Here is a 15648-nt window from a genome sequence, read left to right as displayed (position 1 = left end):
TCGCCACTCGCCGGCAGGCGCTCGCCAAAAAGACCCCCTACCCGACCAGCGCAAACGCTGCTAATCTCAATTAATGGATGTGATTCAGAACACAAAACGGACCGCAGTTGCCACGCTTTCGATAGCGGCCCTGGCGGTAACACTCGCAGCATGCGCAACTACGGAAACATCGGAGGCCGATATCTCAAACGCCGCTGACACAGGATCGGACGCTGCCATGCCCGCAGAACCTTGTGAGCTCTCAGACGCGAACGGAACGGGAGAGGAGACGGACGGCACCCACTCAGGCGAAGACATCTCCGTTGCACCGGAGATTTCCACCGGTTACCGCTCCGGCATGAAACCGGTGACCACCAGTGATTATGCGGTGTCCACCGCGAACCCCCATGCGTCCCGAGCGGCGTGTGAAGTCCTCCGCGAAGGCGGCACCGCGGCTGATGCCCTGGTCACCGCCCAGTTCGTACTCGGATTGACCGAACCACAGTCCTCCGGCATCGGAGGCGGTGGCTATATTCTCTACTACGATGCGGAAACCGGGAACGTCACCGCTATTGATGGCCGCGAAACAGCCCCTGTCGCCGCCGATGAGAACTACCTGATCCAGGTATCAGCCGAGGATGACTCCGCGCCCGTCCCCGATGCCCGCCGCTCCGGACGCTCCATCGGTGTTCCCGGAATCGTGGCAGCGCTGGGGCTACTCCATGACACCCAGGGCACCACCGACTGGGCAGCGCTGTTGGATGAGGCCCAGACGCTGGCCAATGATGGCTTTGAGATCAGCCCACGCATGTCCGCATCCATCGCCAACTCCGCGGAGGACCTCTCAAAGGATCCGGAGGCCGCCGCCTATTTCCTTGACGAAGATGGTGATGCGAAAGTCGCCGGCACCTGGTTGCAGAACCCCGACTACGCGGAAACACTCCGTCTCATCGCGGAGGGTGGACCCGATGCGTTCTACACCGGGGAGATTGCCTCCGATGTGGTGGAGCGCGCCACCCGCGACGTGGAAGGTTTCACCCCGTCGCTCATGACCACCGCTGACCTGGCCGCCTACTCCCCCGTGGTGCACGACGCGCTCTGCGCCCCCTACCGCGACCGCATGGTCTGCGGCATGCCACCGTCTTCCTCCGGAGGTGTGACCGTCCTGGAGACCCTGGGCATCCTCAATAATTTTGACCTCGCACAGTACGCGCCCTCCGAGGTCGGACTCGACGGTGGCCTGCCCGATGTTGAGGCCATCCACCTCATCGCCGAAGCTGAGCGCCTGGCATACGCCGACCGCAACGCCTATATCGGCGATCCGGCCTTCGTGGATGTCCCCGGCGGTGGTGTGCCCGAGCTGGTCAGCCCTGACTACGCACGCCAGCGCGCGGAGCTTATCGACGCCACCACCTCCATGGGCACCGCCGAGCCGGGACTAACCGCCGCGGCGGTCGGAGCACCGGCACCTGAAAGTGGAACCAGCCATATCTCCATCATGGATTCCTATGGCAATGCCGCCTCCCTGACCACCAGCATCGAAGCCGCTTTCGGATCCTTCCACTTCACCCGGGGCTTCCTGCTCAACAACCAGCTGACCGATTTCTCCCCCGAACCGGAGGATGAGAACGGTGAGCCCATTGCCAACCGTGTCGAATCAGCCAAACGTCCCCGCTCCTCCATGTCCCCCATGCTGGTTTTCAGCGCCGGCGGGAATGGTGAGATAGGCGAACTGGAGATGGTCCTCGGTTCCCCCGGCGGCGCACTCATCATCCAGTACGTGGTGAAAACCCTGGTCAACATCATCGACTGGGGCATGGACCCCCAACAGGCTGTCTCCGCCCCCAACTTCGGTGCCATGAATCAACCTGCCACCGGCATCGGCATCGAGCACCCACTCATGGCAGAAAACGAATCAGAGTTGGTGGAGGCCCTTGAGGAACTCGGCCACGAAGTCAACCCGACCGAGCAATCCAGTGGACTATCCGCCCTGGTTCACGGAACCGGACAGGCGATCGTGGGAGGAGCTGATCCCCGACGAGAGGGCATAGTTCTCGGCGGATAAAATGCCTTAAGATTCACAGTCCGGACTGGTCAAAGATCTTCAGCATATTCGTGCGACGGTAATGAACTACCCGGACTTCTGCCAGGGCCTGCGCAAGTTCAGGTGATCTGGGTTCAAGTTTTTTGGCCCTGGCAAAGTAGTTGGCTGCCATCTTGTAGGTGCCTTTATTCGCAGGGCCAGCAGCGGTGGTGGTGCCCAGATCAATGAGCAGTTCCAGGGCCTTGTCCACATCATTGTCCTCGAAGTACTTAATCACCGTCTCTTGAACCCCCAGGGAGTTTCTGGTCTGAATCAGATCCCACAAGGCCTCTGTCTCGCCTTCCTGGACAAGCACCTCCTGTAGGACGAATACATTGGTGACCAAGCCCCGTGCCTGTGGTCGGAGATCCTGACCGGTGTGCTCCCCCACGCTGGCCATCAGCTGATAGTTGCCGAGGGACTGGTGTTCCTGCAGTTCCCGCCGGATGAAGGTCTCTGCTTCCTCCGCCCGACCGTCCACAAGTAGTTTGTCCACAATCTCCGCAGCAGCCAGGCGGTGACCTGGCATACCAGTCCACTGCTTAAGCATTGCCTCGAAGAGGACATCGGCTTCTTCCACACGATCAGCGTGGACCAGGCGATAAAAGGCTTGTTTGAAATTGCCCTCCTCAGTCAGAACTTGAACCGCCAGATCAACATCCCCATCAGCATCAGCGAACTGAACCAGGTGGAATGAGGCCATATTCCAGGAATAGTGATGGGGATTTTCTTGCCTGGCGGTCTCTCGGGCGGCTTCCAACCCACGGCGGTATTTCGCCTTGGCACGATCGGTTAAGATCGGCCAGAAGTCCTGAATATCAATGTCTGGCCAGCCAGGTCCCTGCAGCTGAACCTTGAGGATCCAGTCCACCACTTTATTGGGATCTGCCTCCCCGCTCACGCAGATGAACGCATGGAGGGCGACGGCGTGATCAAGCACCACACCGATGGAGCCGTTAGAATCATCAGCCCGTTCCAGGATTTTGGAGATCCGGTCCACAAACCTCCTGGACTGCTTCACCAGCACCTTCTGATGTCCTGCGAGCGCTAGAGAATTAATTTCTTCCAGCACTTCCTCCAGCTGACCGGCAACCTCCCCCGCTCGGTAATAATCAACGAAGGACCCCACCCGGCAAGCATCAGTGATCAGGTCCTTGATGTAGGTTTCAACGTCTTTCTCCTCCAGCTCCTCGCTGAATTCAGGAACAGCCAAATGCTGAAGGGCCATTTCAAACTCGGGAAACGTTACCCGCGCCGCCCTGATCAACTCCAGCAGGCCCTCACGGTCCACGCCAGCGAGGAAGTCATCCACGGGGTCCAAGGCACTGCTAGTGGTGGTGGGGGTTTCCGGATCTACGGGCAGCATCCCAGGTGCGTTCTCGAAGGCGGCATCATCAAAAGACAACTCCCCCGGAACCTGGCCATGTGCAATGATGACCAGTCCGAAGGCCACCTGATGCTTGCAGAAGAAACCACGCGAAGAATGCGGACACGAACAATGCGCCTCCACCTCCCCACCCCTCAGGCGAAAACTCACCTGATACCGGCTGGTGCCCTGAACCGATCCATCAACCTGGGTATCGCCTTCTGCAGTGATGGTCACCGCATCCACTAACCGTTCCCCACGGTCAAAGACCTCTGATCCAGCCCATTCCTCGAGCATCTCAGGGCTCAGGGCAAGGGTGATCGCTGTCGGCGCTGAATTCATGGAATCAGCGTAGCGCGAATAGCCACGTGGTTAGAAAAACCCCACGACAACTGGAGTAATAGTTTTCTAGATGATTGAGTCCAAGGGTGTGCTGGGGGTTTAGTGGTCATAGGCGATCAGTGATCGCAGGGCAGGTTGGCCGGTGGCGTGGTTATGCCAGATCGCTGCGGTTAATGCCAGCAGGCGTTTAACGACCTGGCAGACCAACCCACCGGGAGTGCGGCTGCCGTGTTGTTCAAGATGGAGCTGGCTTTTCATCGTGTTGAACACCGACTCGATAGTCTGCCGCAATGGTTTCAGGAATTGTTTTCCTGGCCTGGGTTTTTCCCCTTTCCTGGCCGGGCGAAGCAACTCGACACCACCAGTTGTCAGCTCGTCTTCCAGCCAGGCACCGTTATAGCCCTTATCCGCCATGATGACCTGCCCGGTCGGCATAATCACCGGAACTGTCTGCAGTATCGCCAGCAGTGTGGCGCGTTCATCGGCTTTGGCACCAGTGAGTGCGTAGCCAACCGGCAGCCCATGCAAAGTACTAATCAGGTGGAGTCGGCATCCCCAGAAAAACCGGGAATGCGAGGCACAGTAACCGTACTCGGCGTAGCCGGCCAGGTCGGATCGTTTCACGGTTTCCCGGGACCGGCCGCATTCAACCGGAGTGGAGTCCACGACCCAGACATCATCATCGAGCAGGCCAGTCGAGGTGGCCAGGTGTGTCATCACGTGCTGTATCACGGTGGTGAGTTTCCGGAGTCGTTTGTTGTAACCGGATTGTTGGGGGATGTAGGGAAATGTGCTGGTGAAGAGTTTTCTGGCGTGGCGGATGAAGTGGCGTTGGGAGGTGTATCCCTGAAGGGATTCCATCACGGCCAGGGTGATGATTTCAGCATCGGTGATCCGTGGTTGGATCCCGATCTTCGGGCGTGGCGGGAGGAGTTCGGGATGGGCGTTGAGGTAGTCATCGCAGGTGGTATAGAGTGCTGTTGCGAGAGTGTCTATGTTGTTTTCCACAAATTCAATCATGGGCACTCTCGCCCTTTTTAGCGGTAGCCACGCACCGGGGACCCCTTGGACTCAATCATCTAGAATTTCCTGGTATCCCCTCGGATTGCTCAAGCCTTTACTCTTCGCTGGCCCACACCACCCGATGAGCCCCTTGACGGGCAGATTCATCAGATTCCTCTGGCTCATTGTCCTCTGCCAGATTCTCGGCTACATGTTTGAGACGGAACTGGCGGGCCTGCTCCACGGTTTTTTCATAATTCTGCTTGTTTCGAAGAGCTGCGGTGATGGATCTCGGCGGCACCAGGTTGTTCTCCTCCGCGGGGAGTCCTGCCTGCAGTTGGCGGGCGCGACTGACCTCGGCATCGATTTTGAGCCCGACGATGAGCACGATGTTCAAGATCCACATGCCCACGAACAACGCCATGACTGACCCGACGGCACCGTAGGTGTTGAAGGAAGCGAAACGATCAAAGTAGATACTCAGGCACCAACCGGCGAACAGGATCCCCAGGATGGCGAAGATGGATCCGGCACTGAGCCATTTGAAACGGCTGGGTTTCACGTTGGGAGCAATGTGGTACAACATGGCCACCAGCACCATGAGCACCACCAAAATCACGGGCCATTTCACCCAGTTCCACACCGGGATGAAGGTGTCGGTGAGGTAGGTCAACACGTCTGTCAGCCGGAGTGGTTCGGCGAGGGGGCCCACCAGACGCATGACGATGGTTTCATTGATCACCAGGGACACCAGGATGAGCACGGCACCTAAGAGCAGGGACAGGTTCATCAGGACCATCATCAACCAGTGCTTCAGCAGGAATCTGCCCTCGGCGCGTCCGTAGACCGTGTTGGCACACCGGGAGAAGGCCCGAACGTACGCGGATGAGGTCCACAATGCCACCACGATGCCCACGATCAGACCGACCCTGCCGGCGGATGCTGATCCCGCGACGGCATCCACCACGCTGAGGACGATATCGCGTTGCTCCTCCGCAATATACTGGTCAATCACACTCCGTGTCCGGTCCAACACCTCCAGGGGCCCACTGGCCAGAATCAGGGTGATCAGCGAATAGGACACCAACAGGGCGGGAGCCAACGACAGCACAGAGAAATAGGTCAGCAGTGCACCCAGATCCCAGAGACGCTCGGTGTAGAACTCCCACGCCACGCGTTTGATCGCCAGGCGCCACCCCGCGGAGGAAAGCGGGCGGAGTTTATCCACATTGATTTCGCGGCCCGAGGTGTCGGTGTCCGCTGCTATCAGTGTTGCGTTCAGATATTCGCTGGGCTGTACCACGACCTAATCCTCCCATAGGTCACCCGCATGCAGCACTGGATCAATGCTCCATGAATGGTCACAGATTGGGCACAAGCTGCTAAAAGTATCTACCTTTGAGGGCAAAACAGCCCTGGTGCAGATAATATTAACACTAGAAAATGTGACATCAATCACTAACGGTAATCTGCCGTCGCCACCCCTAAGGAGCATCATGGATCCCGTCGCCGCCGCCAATATCTGGTTCGACATGTGGGCCACCAACTGGGCCCTCTCAACCGGACTCCCCCGCGAAACCTACCTACCGGCTGTTGTCATCACCACCCTATTGGGACTCCTGTCCTTCTAAACCCCCGGTACATGAGCGTGGCACTACCACTGCGGTTGTCGCGTTAGCGATGGCCCCTCTCCGTCACGAGGGGGTCCGTTGTTCATCCCCCGCTTCAGACTCACGCTGCCATTTCTTTTTAAGTTCACGCGATTTTCGGTATCGCCTCACCGCAATCATGCCGATGAACAACCCGATGATCATCGGCACCCACACCTTGGAATACTCCAGGAGAAATTCAAGCCACGGCGGGATATCTATCGTAGGAAGATCAAGGCGAGGCAGATTCCACTCCGGCCACGGGATAGTGATATCTGGCCAGGGAATTGACCAATTGGGCCACGGGATCTCAAAGTCCGGGAGTCGCTCAACAATCCAGGTGATAATTTGACTGATAAACCTCACCACAAACGGCCCTACAATGAGTACTCCCAGGGCCCACCCACCTTTGCTGAGCCCTCCCGCAAGCGGGTAGATAACCCTTTTCCATGGGGAGGCCGCCATCGCAGCGAAACGTCGGGCCGCCTGCGATCCCGTCGGCGGGTCGAGATCAACACCCGGGCTGCCCTGCTCCTTGTACACAATGGTGCGCACCCAGGAATCAACCGCATTGCTCTCCAATTTCAACAACGGCCCTTGTAGCACCGGGATCGGTTCAGTGAACTTGCCGTTTTGAAGTTTGTCAGTATTTTCCGGGGCCAGAGATACCCGCGCATTCTTGAGGGTTTTCAACCGCGCCACCGGTTGACCATCTACCAGGACCAGGACATGCCGTTTAATATCGTCCAGCACATATTCTTTGAGTTTCTCATCCGCTGTGGAAGCCTGTTCATCAGAATCCACAGGTGCGGGCGCACTCTCAGATTCATCAACCGGAAACCCGGGATCAATCTCGCTGAGCAACACTGCTGGCCCGATGTGTGCCTCGATGATTCCACGTTCAGGGTGTTTAAGATGCCACGTCTCTAGATCCACAAGTATCAGGCTATAGCCATCCCAGCTCACGGGCGCGGGTGAAGGCTTCGAAACGGTTCTGGGCACCGACCTTGCCCATGGCCTGTGACAGGTAGTTCCGGGTGGTGCCCGGTGCCAGATAAACCGCAGCCGCGATCTCTTCCACGCTCCATCCTCTACCGGCCAGCTCCAGTACTTCCTCCTCGCGTTCGGTGAGCGGGGATTCGCCAGCACTGATGGTCAGCGCAGCCAACTCCGGATCGATATACCGGCGACCTGTATAAACATTCCGGATAGCCCCGGCGAAGTCTTCTGCAGTGGAGGTCTTGGGCAGGAAACCCAGAATGCCATTGGCGAGCGCACGCTTGAGTTGGCGGGGCCGCGCATGGCTGGTGACGATCAGGACCGGGAGATCCGGTGTCAGCTCACGCAGTTGAATGGCGGTGTCAATGCCATCGATACCACCGAGTTGGAGATCGAGCACGCACACATCAGCACGCATCTCACCCTGGGTGAGTCTCTTTCGCCACCAGGCCAGCATGTCCTCACCGGAACCGCACACCGCTGCCACCTGAAGATCCTCCTCCAGGCCCAGCAGGGTGGCAAGCGAACTGGCCACCAGGGCCTCATCATCAGCAATGGCGATGGTGATCATCAGACAGCGTCTCCTTCTGGGATTAATCGGACGGTGAACTGGCCCCCCTCGCAGGCGACCCGGAGCGATACACCGGCGGCCTGCGCTCGTTGTCTCAGGGCATCCAGTCCGGAGAGCCTTCCCATAGCGGTGGTCACCCCGTCATTGGTCATACGCACCTCGGATGCGGACAGATCAAGATCAACATGGGTTGCGTCAGAGTGTCGCAGCACATTGGTGGTCGCCTCGCGCACCAGCCATGCTGCCAGTTCACGTTGGGGCGCTGGAACCTGATCAACCGCGCCGTGTATGCGGAGGGTGATGCGGGCGTCGTTAAGCAGGCTTTTTGCGCCTTCCACCTCGGTGGCCAGGTTGATGGAGCGGTAACCCTGCACCACCTCACGCATCTGGGACATGGACACGCGGGTGAGTTTCTGCAGGTCACGGAGTTCACCCTCGAGGCGGTCATCACCGCGTTTGGCCAGTGCGAGGGCCAGTTCGGATTTCAGGGACATCGCGGCCAGGTGTTGTCCCAGGGTGTCGTGGAGTTCCTGTGCGAAACGCAGACGTTCCTCTGTGACCCGCAGGGAGGCCTCGAGTTCACGGGAACGTTCCACCTCTTTCATCACATTGACGGTCCAGATGGACATGCGCACGGTCACGGTCATCAGAGGTGGCATGATCCACCACCAGTAGGAGTCCGGGATGGTCGCCCCCATGAGGAACCCCGCCGTTGCGGTCAATCCGATGATGATGATCCAGCGGTATCTCAACCATGGAACATATACAAAGCACAAGACAAACAGGGACAGGACTGAGACGATGGCCGCAGCCTGCCGCTCAACCGGTTGGAATGCGGGATGTTGAAGTGCCAGGGAACCCGCAAATCCCAGCAGGGTGAAAATTAACCCCAGGCGGAAAACTGGACCCACCGGGCGGCGTTCACGGGTGTTCAGATCCGGGTGGAGTTCAAAAACCCCGATGGCGAAGGCGAGGAGAAGCAGGATATAGCCACTACCCACCACCATCCGCCATGGTGCAATGTCCATTGTTGGCACAGCATTGATCACAGCCACCAGATAACCCAGCGCCACCGACACGGGGATGAGCTGCAGGGACACCCTGGTGTACAGGGCGTACTTCCCCACACCACCAAGACCCCGCCACCGGTGCAGCGGGGTAATGAGGTTGTCCAGTCTGGCCGAAATGGTGTCAGTCATTAGAACCTCATATTAGCGGTGGGTATCCCAGCGCATCGTCTTCATCATGGCCAGCACCGCCAGCACAACCCAGACCACCACGATCAGCAGTGGTTGCACAGAGGCTCCCAGCACACCGGTGAAATCTAGAGGTGCAACATCGGCCATAGCGTCTGGGAAGGTGTTGCCCGCCCAGCCAAACTGGGCCAGGTCACTGATCAGTGCGAAGGGGGTGTAGCTGATGATGTCTGCGAAAATGCCATCACCGAAAACAGGACGGAGCGTGCCGAGTCCCGCCATGGCGATGGTGAACACCGGCAGTGAGGTCAACTGGGCGGCTTCGGCATTACGGGTGAACGCACTGGTGACAAACGCGAGCGCACTAACCAGGATCAGTCCGAGGACAACAGCGAGCACAAGCGGGATCAGGTTGACCGGGGCGGGTGCTCCCATCAGCATCAGGATGGGAATGATGGCGATGGAGAAGGCAATGGTCAACAGGGCGCCCGGGATGCAGATCGCGCCCAGGATCTCCCAGTCCCTGGCTTCACCGGTGCGCAGCCGTTTGAGCACACGTTCATCGCGGCGGGTGGTCACCATGGACAACACCGTGTAGAACTGCACGAACAGCAGCGTGTACAGCACGAAGATATCGAAGGTGTTGGCGGCTTCTATCGCGCCGCGGCCACCGATGCTGAAGAGCACCAGTGGGATGCCGAGGGGAAAGATGGTGGCCATGAACAGCAGGGTTTTATTGCGGCGGAACTGCATCCATTCAGCGGTGCCCAGTGCTTTTAATCGGGATGCGGAGGTGCTGCGGGTGGTGCGGGCGCCAGGTCTCATCATCGGGGTTGCGGTACTCACGGGTGTTCTCCTTGGTTGCAGGTGGGGTTAATTCGAGGCGGTGACGGGTCCAGCGATGTCCATGAACACTGATTCCAGCGTTGCCGGGCGGGCGGCGAAACCGGTGAGCTGCACCCCGTGGGTATCCGCCCACTGCAGCAGTTCCAGGGTGTGGGCCTGCAGCTGACGGGTGGAGATGATCACCCGGTCGGATTCATGGGCAACCCGCGCTCCGTTGAGGTTGGGTAGCTCCGGAATGGAGCTTGAGATGGTGAACCTGATCTCTGAGCTCACCTGCGCGATCAGTTCCCGGAGTGTGCCCTCCACCGCGATCTCACCGGCATGCATGATGGCGAGCCGATCAGCGAGGAATTCCGCCTCCTCCAGGTAATGGGTGGTCAGGATCATGGTGACACCGCGGTCTTTCAAGGTGCGCAGCAGCTCCCAGGTCTGCCGGCGTGATTCCGGGTCCAGGCCGGTGGTCGGCTCGTCCAGGAACAGGATCGAAGGATCGCCGAGCAGGGCGCAGGCCAGATCCAGGCGACGTTGTTCGCCACCTGATAACGAGCCGACCTTGACGTCCGTGCGGTGGGTGAGGGAGACGTCGACAAGCACGTCGTTGATTTCGCGTGGGTGGGAGCACGTGCCGTGCCACATCTCCATGGTCTCCTGCACGGTCAGCTGGGACGGCAGGCCACCGGACTGCAGCATGATGCCGAGTTCTGGGCGCAGCGTCGCGCGGTCGTGCAGCGGATCCAGCCCGTTGATGCGGACCTCACCGCTGGTGGGCGCAACAAGTCCTTCCAGCACCTCCAGGGTGGAGGTCTTACCCGCCCCATTGGTTCCAAGGAGACCGAACACCTCCCCCCGCCGCACATGGAAGGTGGAGCTTTTCACTGCGTCATAGGTCTTGTCACCGGTGCCGTAGGTGCGGGTGAGATCAGACACCTCGATGACGGTGTCCAGTTTCTGCGGGTTCAGTGTGCTTGTCATGACACTGATTCTTCCCCCACAGCGTCTATGCAGGTAGAGCCATATGTCAGGAGTGCCGGTTCATGGTGTCACGCATCTGGCATGACAAATGTCATGTGTGCTTATCGACGCCCCTTTCACCCCACGTGGTGCTAATGGGCGTGGGACTCACCGTGTCCTAATTGTTCCGCCGGCTGGCCGCCGGGCTCCACAATGATGAACTGGCCCATCATTCCCTGGTCCTCGTGGTAGAGCATGTGACAGTGATACATGTAGGGCCAGGCCGGATCGGGATAGTATCCGAATTCCACAGCCAGGCGGGTGGTAGCTCCCGGGGGCAGGCTGACCGTATCCTTCCACCCCTCGGTGGGAACTTCCACGTCGGTGCCTACCAATGAGAGCACCCGGAAACGCGCGTTGTGGATGTGGAAGTTATGTGGCCAGTCCGAGTTGTCATTGGTGACCTCCCAAATCTCCGGCCCCTCGTGATCAATGACCACATCCACCCGCTGCATATCCATCATCTGGTCATTGATGGAAAAAGTGTTGAGGATGAAGGTCCGCTCAGGGGCGTCGATGAGATCGGGTTCCTGGCGGGCTGCCGGGTCCAGCACCCCGGGGATGGCGGGGGCCTGTGCTGCGTCTTCAGCGGGGCCGGCGATGGTGAGCAGGTCGAAGGAATCCGCGAAGCCGAAATCCGGGGTGTACTCATCATCAGGGACTCCAAAGTTCTCGGGGAACGCCCCCGACCGGAGGGTGATGTCCTCGCCTGGTTCCAGATCAACCAGGATCTCCCATCGTTCACCGGGGCCGATGATCAGGCTGGTCACCTCGCGTGGCTCGGCGAGAAACCCTGAATCACTGGCAATCACCTGGAAGGGGCGGTCATCGGAGAACTGCAGGTTGAAAAACCGCATGTTGGAACCATCAAGCACACGGAACCTCACCCGGCGCGTCGTGGCATCAAAATGGGCATTGGTGATGCCATTGACGGTGGGGGTATCACCGAGCAGACCCAAATCCGGGAGATCCTCCTCATCCAGGGAACCGTCCTCGTGGAAGCGGTGATCCATGAGCACCAGGGGGATGTCATCCACCCCGTAGTCTGTGGGGATATCGAGGGAATCAGAGACCTCATCCTCAATGACGAAGGCCCCTGCCAGGCCACGGTAGGCGTGCAACCCGGTGAGTCCGTGCGGGTGTGGGTGGTACCAGAGTGTGGCGGCGGTGTTGGTCACCGTCCAGCTGGGTGACCAGGTCTCCCCCGGTTCAATGGGAGAATGTGGCCCACCATCGGCTTGGCCTGGCAGTTTCATACCGTGCCAGTGGATGGTGGTCATCTCATCCAGCTGATTGGTGATCTCCACAGTGACCTCATCGCCTTGTCGCGCGGTGAGGGTGGGGCCCAGGTGCGCGCCGTTGAAGCCCCAGGTGCTGGTGGCCACATCGGGGAGAATCTGACTCTGTCCCGCCTGGGCGTTGAGCCGGTAGGTAATCCTATTTCCGTCCCGTTCCCCCTCTGCCAATGGTGGAATCGGGAGTGGGCGGGGTTCACCGCCATAACCGCGCGGAATGGAATCAGTGGAGCAGGCCGCCAGGAACCGGGAGGCGGCGAGGGATGCCACCACCACTCCTGTGCCCTTGAAGAACATCCGACGGTCAACCTTTGGCAGCTGCATGCGCCCACCACTCCTGATTTTCTACGGGATTTACACTGAAAATAGTCTACGGTTTTGAGGTGCCGCCCACCAATGGTTTGTGGTGGTTGCGGTGGGAATGCGAGCAATACCACTTACAATGACGCCATGCGCACAGACCGCCCCAACCCAGCAGACATGTCGGAAGAAGACCTGGAGGAGCACAATGCGAAACGCTTCATCTGGTCCAATGGCCTGCAGAATGTGGGCGATCAGATCGTGGCTGCGAAGACCGTCCTGCCCTGGTTGATCCATGCCGGTGGCGCCCCGGGGTTCCTCATCGCGCTGCTGGTACCCATCCGGGAATCCGGTTCGATGCTCCCCCAGGCAGCCATCACCCCATGGGTGCTGCGGCAGGCATCACGCAGCCGGGTGTGGATCATCGGTTCGATAGGACAGTTCCTCGCTGCACTGGGTATCGGACTGGCCGCACTCTTCCTCCGGGGGTGGGCCCTTGGCATCGCGGTGGTGGTGCTGTTGGGGATTCTGGCTCTGTTCCGTGCCTTCTGTTCGATCTCCTCAAAGGATGTTCAGGGTAAAACCATCACCAAGGGCCGGCGCGGTCTGATCAATGGGCGGGCAACCGCCATCGGCGGCGCCATCGGTTTGGTTACCGGCCTGGCCATCACCTTCTTCCTCGATGAGAGCTCGCCCTCCTGGGTGCTGGCTGCGACAGTCATCGCCAGCTCATTTTCCTGGCTGATCGCCTCCTTCATTTTCGCGGGGATTCTGGAGCCGGTGGTTAAGGAGTCAGGTGAGGGGGCTCGTGAGGCGACCCCGGGAAGACACCGCTGGTGGGCCAGCGGTGTCGAACTGATGATTCATGACAAGAACTTCCGGAACTTTGTCATCGTGCGTTCACTGATGCTGGTGACGGCGCTGTCGACGGCGTTCATCGTCACGCTTGCCGCGGAATCCGGTCAGAGCATCGGAGCACTCGGATTCTTCATTATCGCCTCCGGTCTGGCCTCCGTGGTGGGTGGACGGATCTCAGGTGTCTGGTCCGACCGCTCCTCCCGGGATGTCATGGCAGGTGGTGCGCTCCTGGGTTCACTGGTGCTCTTCGCCCTGGTGGCCAGCGCGCGGTGGGCACCGGATGCGGTGAATGTGATCGCCTTCCCCGCCGGGTTTTTCCTGGTGAATCTGGCACACACCGCCATCCGTGTCGCGCGAAAGACCTATGTGGTGGACATGGCTGAAGGGGATCAACGGACCCGTTATGTGGCTGATGCCAACACGATCATGGGTGTGATTCTGCTGGCGGTGGGGGCGATCTCCGGTGGTATCGCGTCACTGGGCACCCAGTGGGCATTGCTGTTTCTTGCCACGGTGGGCCTGATCGGCGTGGTGTTCTCCCGCACCCTCCAGGAGGTTTCTGCAGGAAAGTGAGACCGTGAACCGTTTCACCACCCCGTTAAAGCACCTTGTCCGGGCTTTGAACGATATGCTGTCATGCGTACATGTGCCCCCGGCTAATTAAGAATTTGAGGTCATCTTGAGCGCGAGCGATTCCTCCAGCGCAGTTGTTGTACTGGCAGCGGGTGCTGGAACCCGAATGAAGTCAGATCTTCAAAAGACATTGCACAGCATCGGAGGCCGCAGCCTCATCTCCCACAGTCTCCATGCCGCTGCGGGTCTGACTCCCGAGCACATCGTCGCCGTCATCGGTCACCGCCGTGATCAGGTCGGCCCAGCTGTGGACAAGGTTGCAGGCATATTGGATCGGGAGGTCCGCATTGCTCTGCAGGAGGAACAGAACGGCACCGGTCACGCCGTGCAGTGCGCCATGGACCAGCTGGAAGGTTTTGACGGGACCGTCATCGTCACCAATGGTGATGTCCCTCTGCTGACCTCTGACACCCTCGGTGCTCTGCTGGAGGCCCACACCGCGGCACCGACCGCGGTCACCGTGCTCACCATGAACCTGGATGACCCCACCGGTTATGGCCGTATCGTCCGCAACCAGGATGGCGAGGTCATCGCCATCGTCGAACAGAAGGACGCCTCTGCTGAGGAGCGCTCCATCACCGAGGTCAACTCCGGTGTGTTCGCCTTCGACGCCACCATCTTGAGGTCTGCACTGTCCCAGCTCCGGTCTGACAACGCACAGGGCGAGCTGTACCTGACCGATGTCCTGGGTATCGCCCGCAGTGAAGGCCACCCGGTTCGCGCCCATATCGCCGGTGATGCCCGTGAACTCGCCGGCGTGAACGACCGCGTTCAGCTGGCCGAGGCCGGTGCGGAACTCAACCGTCGCACCGTTGAGGCCGCCATGCGCGGTGGCGCCACCGTGGTCGATCCGGCCTCCACCTGGATCGACGTGGACGTCACCATCGGCCGTGACGTGGTGATCCGTCCCGGCACACAGCTGCTCGGATCCACCTCCGTGGGGGATGGCGCCGAGATCGGCCCGGACACCACCCTGGAAAACATGATCATCGGGTCGGGTGCGTCGGTTATCCGCACCCACGGTTCCGACTCGGAGATCGGTGATGATGCCACTGTCGGCCCATTCACCTTCATCCGTCCAGGCACCTCACTCGGGGCGGAGGGCAAGCTCGGTGGATTCGTGGAAACCAAGAAGGCCACCATCGGACGCGGATCCAAGGTTCCACATCTGACCTATGTGGGTGATGCCACCATCGGTGAGAACACCAATATCGGCGCCTCTTCTGTCTTCGTTAATTACGACGGCGTGAACAAGCACCACACCACCATCGGCAGCCATGTCCGCACCGGATCCGACACCATGTTCATCGCTCCGGTGACAGTGGGTGACGGCGCGTATTCCGGTGCCGGTACAGTGATCAAGGATGATGTTCCTCCGGGCGCCCTCGCGGTCTCTGGTGGTCGTCAGCGCAACATCGAAGGCTGGGTGCAGAAGAAGCGCCCGGGTACTGCAGCAGCGGATGCCGCTGAGGCAGCACAGAACTCTGTCCCTAACCAGGAAGGCTAAGCAGACTCACC

13 protein-coding genes are annotated in these 15648 nt (G+C 59.6%); 4 read left to right on the top strand and 9 right to left on the bottom strand.

The features are described from left to right. Positions 1-217 precede the first annotated feature (217 nt). Complete coding sequence (gene ggt, locus CFAEC_RS04215) at positions 218-2044, top strand: gamma-glutamyltransferase (protein ID WP_435384258.1); 1827 nt, start codon at positions 218-220, stop codon at positions 2042-2044. A gap of 13 nt (positions 2045-2057) precedes the next feature. On the opposite strand, the gene CFAEC_RS04210 is transcribed toward ggt, so the two are convergent. The 3 genes from CFAEC_RS04210 to CFAEC_RS04200 form a co-directional block, all read right to left on the bottom strand. Next, positions 2058-3770 (bottom strand): SWIM zinc finger family protein, encoded by a 1713-nt coding sequence (locus CFAEC_RS04210; RefSeq protein ID WP_290279121.1) that lies wholly within the window; start codon positions 3768-3770, stop codon positions 2058-2060. A 99-nt stretch (positions 3771-3869) separates the two neighbouring features. Then, positions 3870-4778 (bottom strand): IS982 family transposase, encoded by a 909-nt coding sequence (locus CFAEC_RS04205; protein WP_290279119.1) that lies wholly within the window; start codon positions 4776-4778, stop codon positions 3870-3872. Between the two features lie 109 nt (positions 4779-4887). Further along, complete coding sequence (locus CFAEC_RS04200; RefSeq protein WP_290279117.1) at positions 4888-6075, bottom strand: YihY/virulence factor BrkB family protein; 1188 nt, start codon at positions 6073-6075, stop codon at positions 4888-4890. 193 nt (positions 6076-6268) lie between these two features. Here CFAEC_RS04200 and CFAEC_RS04195 point away from each other — a divergent pair, with 193 nt between their 5' ends. Beyond that, positions 6269-6403 carry a hypothetical protein gene (locus CFAEC_RS04195; RefSeq protein ID WP_290279115.1) on the top strand — a complete coding sequence of 45 codons (135 nt, stop codon included), beginning with the start codon at positions 6269-6271 and terminating at the stop codon, positions 6401-6403. A 63-nt stretch (positions 6404-6466) separates the two neighbouring features. On the opposite strand, the gene CFAEC_RS04190 is transcribed toward CFAEC_RS04195, so the two are convergent. The 6 genes from CFAEC_RS04190 to CFAEC_RS04165 form a co-directional block, all read right to left on the bottom strand. Then, positions 6467-7357 carry a hypothetical protein gene (locus tag CFAEC_RS04190; protein WP_290279114.1) on the bottom strand — a complete coding sequence of 297 codons (891 nt, stop codon included), beginning with the start codon at positions 7355-7357 and terminating at the stop codon, positions 6467-6469. A 10-nt stretch (positions 7358-7367) separates the two neighbouring features. Then, positions 7368-7991: a response regulator transcription factor gene (locus CFAEC_RS04185; RefSeq protein WP_290279113.1), complete on the bottom strand. Its 624-nt coding sequence runs from the start codon at positions 7989-7991 to the stop codon at positions 7368-7370. Then, positions 7991-9190 carry a sensor histidine kinase gene (locus CFAEC_RS04180; protein ID WP_290279111.1) on the bottom strand — a complete coding sequence of 400 codons (1200 nt, stop codon included), beginning with the start codon at positions 9188-9190 and terminating at the stop codon, positions 7991-7993. Before CFAEC_RS04180 ends, CFAEC_RS04185 begins: the two co-directional genes overlap by 1 nt. 12 nt (positions 9191-9202) lie before the next feature. Continuing rightward, complete coding sequence (locus tag CFAEC_RS04175) at positions 9203-10033, bottom strand: ABC transporter permease (protein WP_290279109.1); 831 nt, start codon at positions 10031-10033, stop codon at positions 9203-9205. A gap of 27 nt (positions 10034-10060) precedes the next feature. Further along, a complete protein-coding gene (locus tag CFAEC_RS04170) occupies positions 10061-11005 on the bottom strand; it encodes an ABC transporter ATP-binding protein (protein WP_290279106.1) in 945 nt (314 codons plus the stop codon). A 131-nt stretch (positions 11006-11136) separates the two neighbouring features. Continuing rightward, on the bottom strand, positions 11137-12663 hold the full coding sequence (locus CFAEC_RS04165) for a multicopper oxidase family protein (RefSeq protein ID WP_290279104.1): 1527 nt from the start codon (positions 12661-12663) through the stop codon (positions 11137-11139). A gap of 126 nt (positions 12664-12789) precedes the next feature. Between CFAEC_RS04165 and CFAEC_RS04160 the strand changes: the two genes are divergently transcribed. After that, positions 12790-14070 (top strand): MFS transporter, encoded by a 1281-nt coding sequence (locus tag CFAEC_RS04160; protein WP_435384257.1) that lies wholly within the window; start codon positions 12790-12792, stop codon positions 14068-14070. A 106-nt stretch (positions 14071-14176) separates the two neighbouring features. Continuing rightward, positions 14177-15637 carry a bifunctional UDP-N-acetylglucosamine diphosphorylase/glucosamine-1-phosphate N-acetyltransferase GlmU gene (gene glmU / locus CFAEC_RS04155; protein WP_290279102.1) on the top strand — a complete coding sequence of 487 codons (1461 nt, stop codon included), beginning with the start codon at positions 14177-14179 and terminating at the stop codon, positions 15635-15637. Positions 15638-15648 lie beyond the last annotated feature (11 nt).

It is taken from the genome of Corynebacterium faecale (genome assembly GCF_030408735.1).
Lineage (GTDB): Bacteria > Actinomycetota > Actinomycetes > Mycobacteriales > Mycobacteriaceae > Corynebacterium > Corynebacterium faecale.
This window is presented reverse-complemented; position numbering and strand designations above follow the sequence as displayed.

What these genes read in the sequence shown, in the direction of transcription:
- CFAEC_RS04180 (WP_290279111.1), bottom strand. Translation starts at nt 9,190, where the DNA reads ATGACTGACACCATTTCGGCCAGACTGGACAACCTCATTACCCCGCTG.
- ggt (WP_435384258.1), top strand. Translation starts at nt 218, where the DNA reads ATGCCCGCAGAACCTTGTGAGCTCTCAGACGCGAACGGAACGGGAGAG.
- CFAEC_RS04185 (WP_290279113.1), bottom strand. Translation starts at nt 7,991, where the DNA reads ATGATCACCATCGCCATTGCTGATGATGAGGCCCTGGTGGCCAGTTCG.
- CFAEC_RS04210 (WP_290279121.1), bottom strand. Translation starts at nt 3,770, where the DNA reads ATGAATTCAGCGCCGACAGCGATCACCCTTGCCCTGAGCCCTGAGATG.
- CFAEC_RS04165 (WP_290279104.1), bottom strand. Translation starts at nt 12,663, where the DNA reads ATGCAGCTGCCAAAGGTTGACCGTCGGATGTTCTTCAAGGGCACAGGA.
- CFAEC_RS04170 (WP_290279106.1), bottom strand. Translation starts at nt 11,005, where the DNA reads ATGACAAGCACACTGAACCCGCAGAAACTGGACACCGTCATCGAGGTG.
- CFAEC_RS04195 (WP_290279115.1), top strand. Translation starts at nt 6,269, where the DNA reads ATGGATCCCGTCGCCGCCGCCAATATCTGGTTCGACATGTGGGCCACC.
- CFAEC_RS04160 (WP_435384257.1), top strand. Translation starts at nt 12,790, where the DNA reads ATGCGCACAGACCGCCCCAACCCAGCAGACATGTCGGAAGAAGACCTG.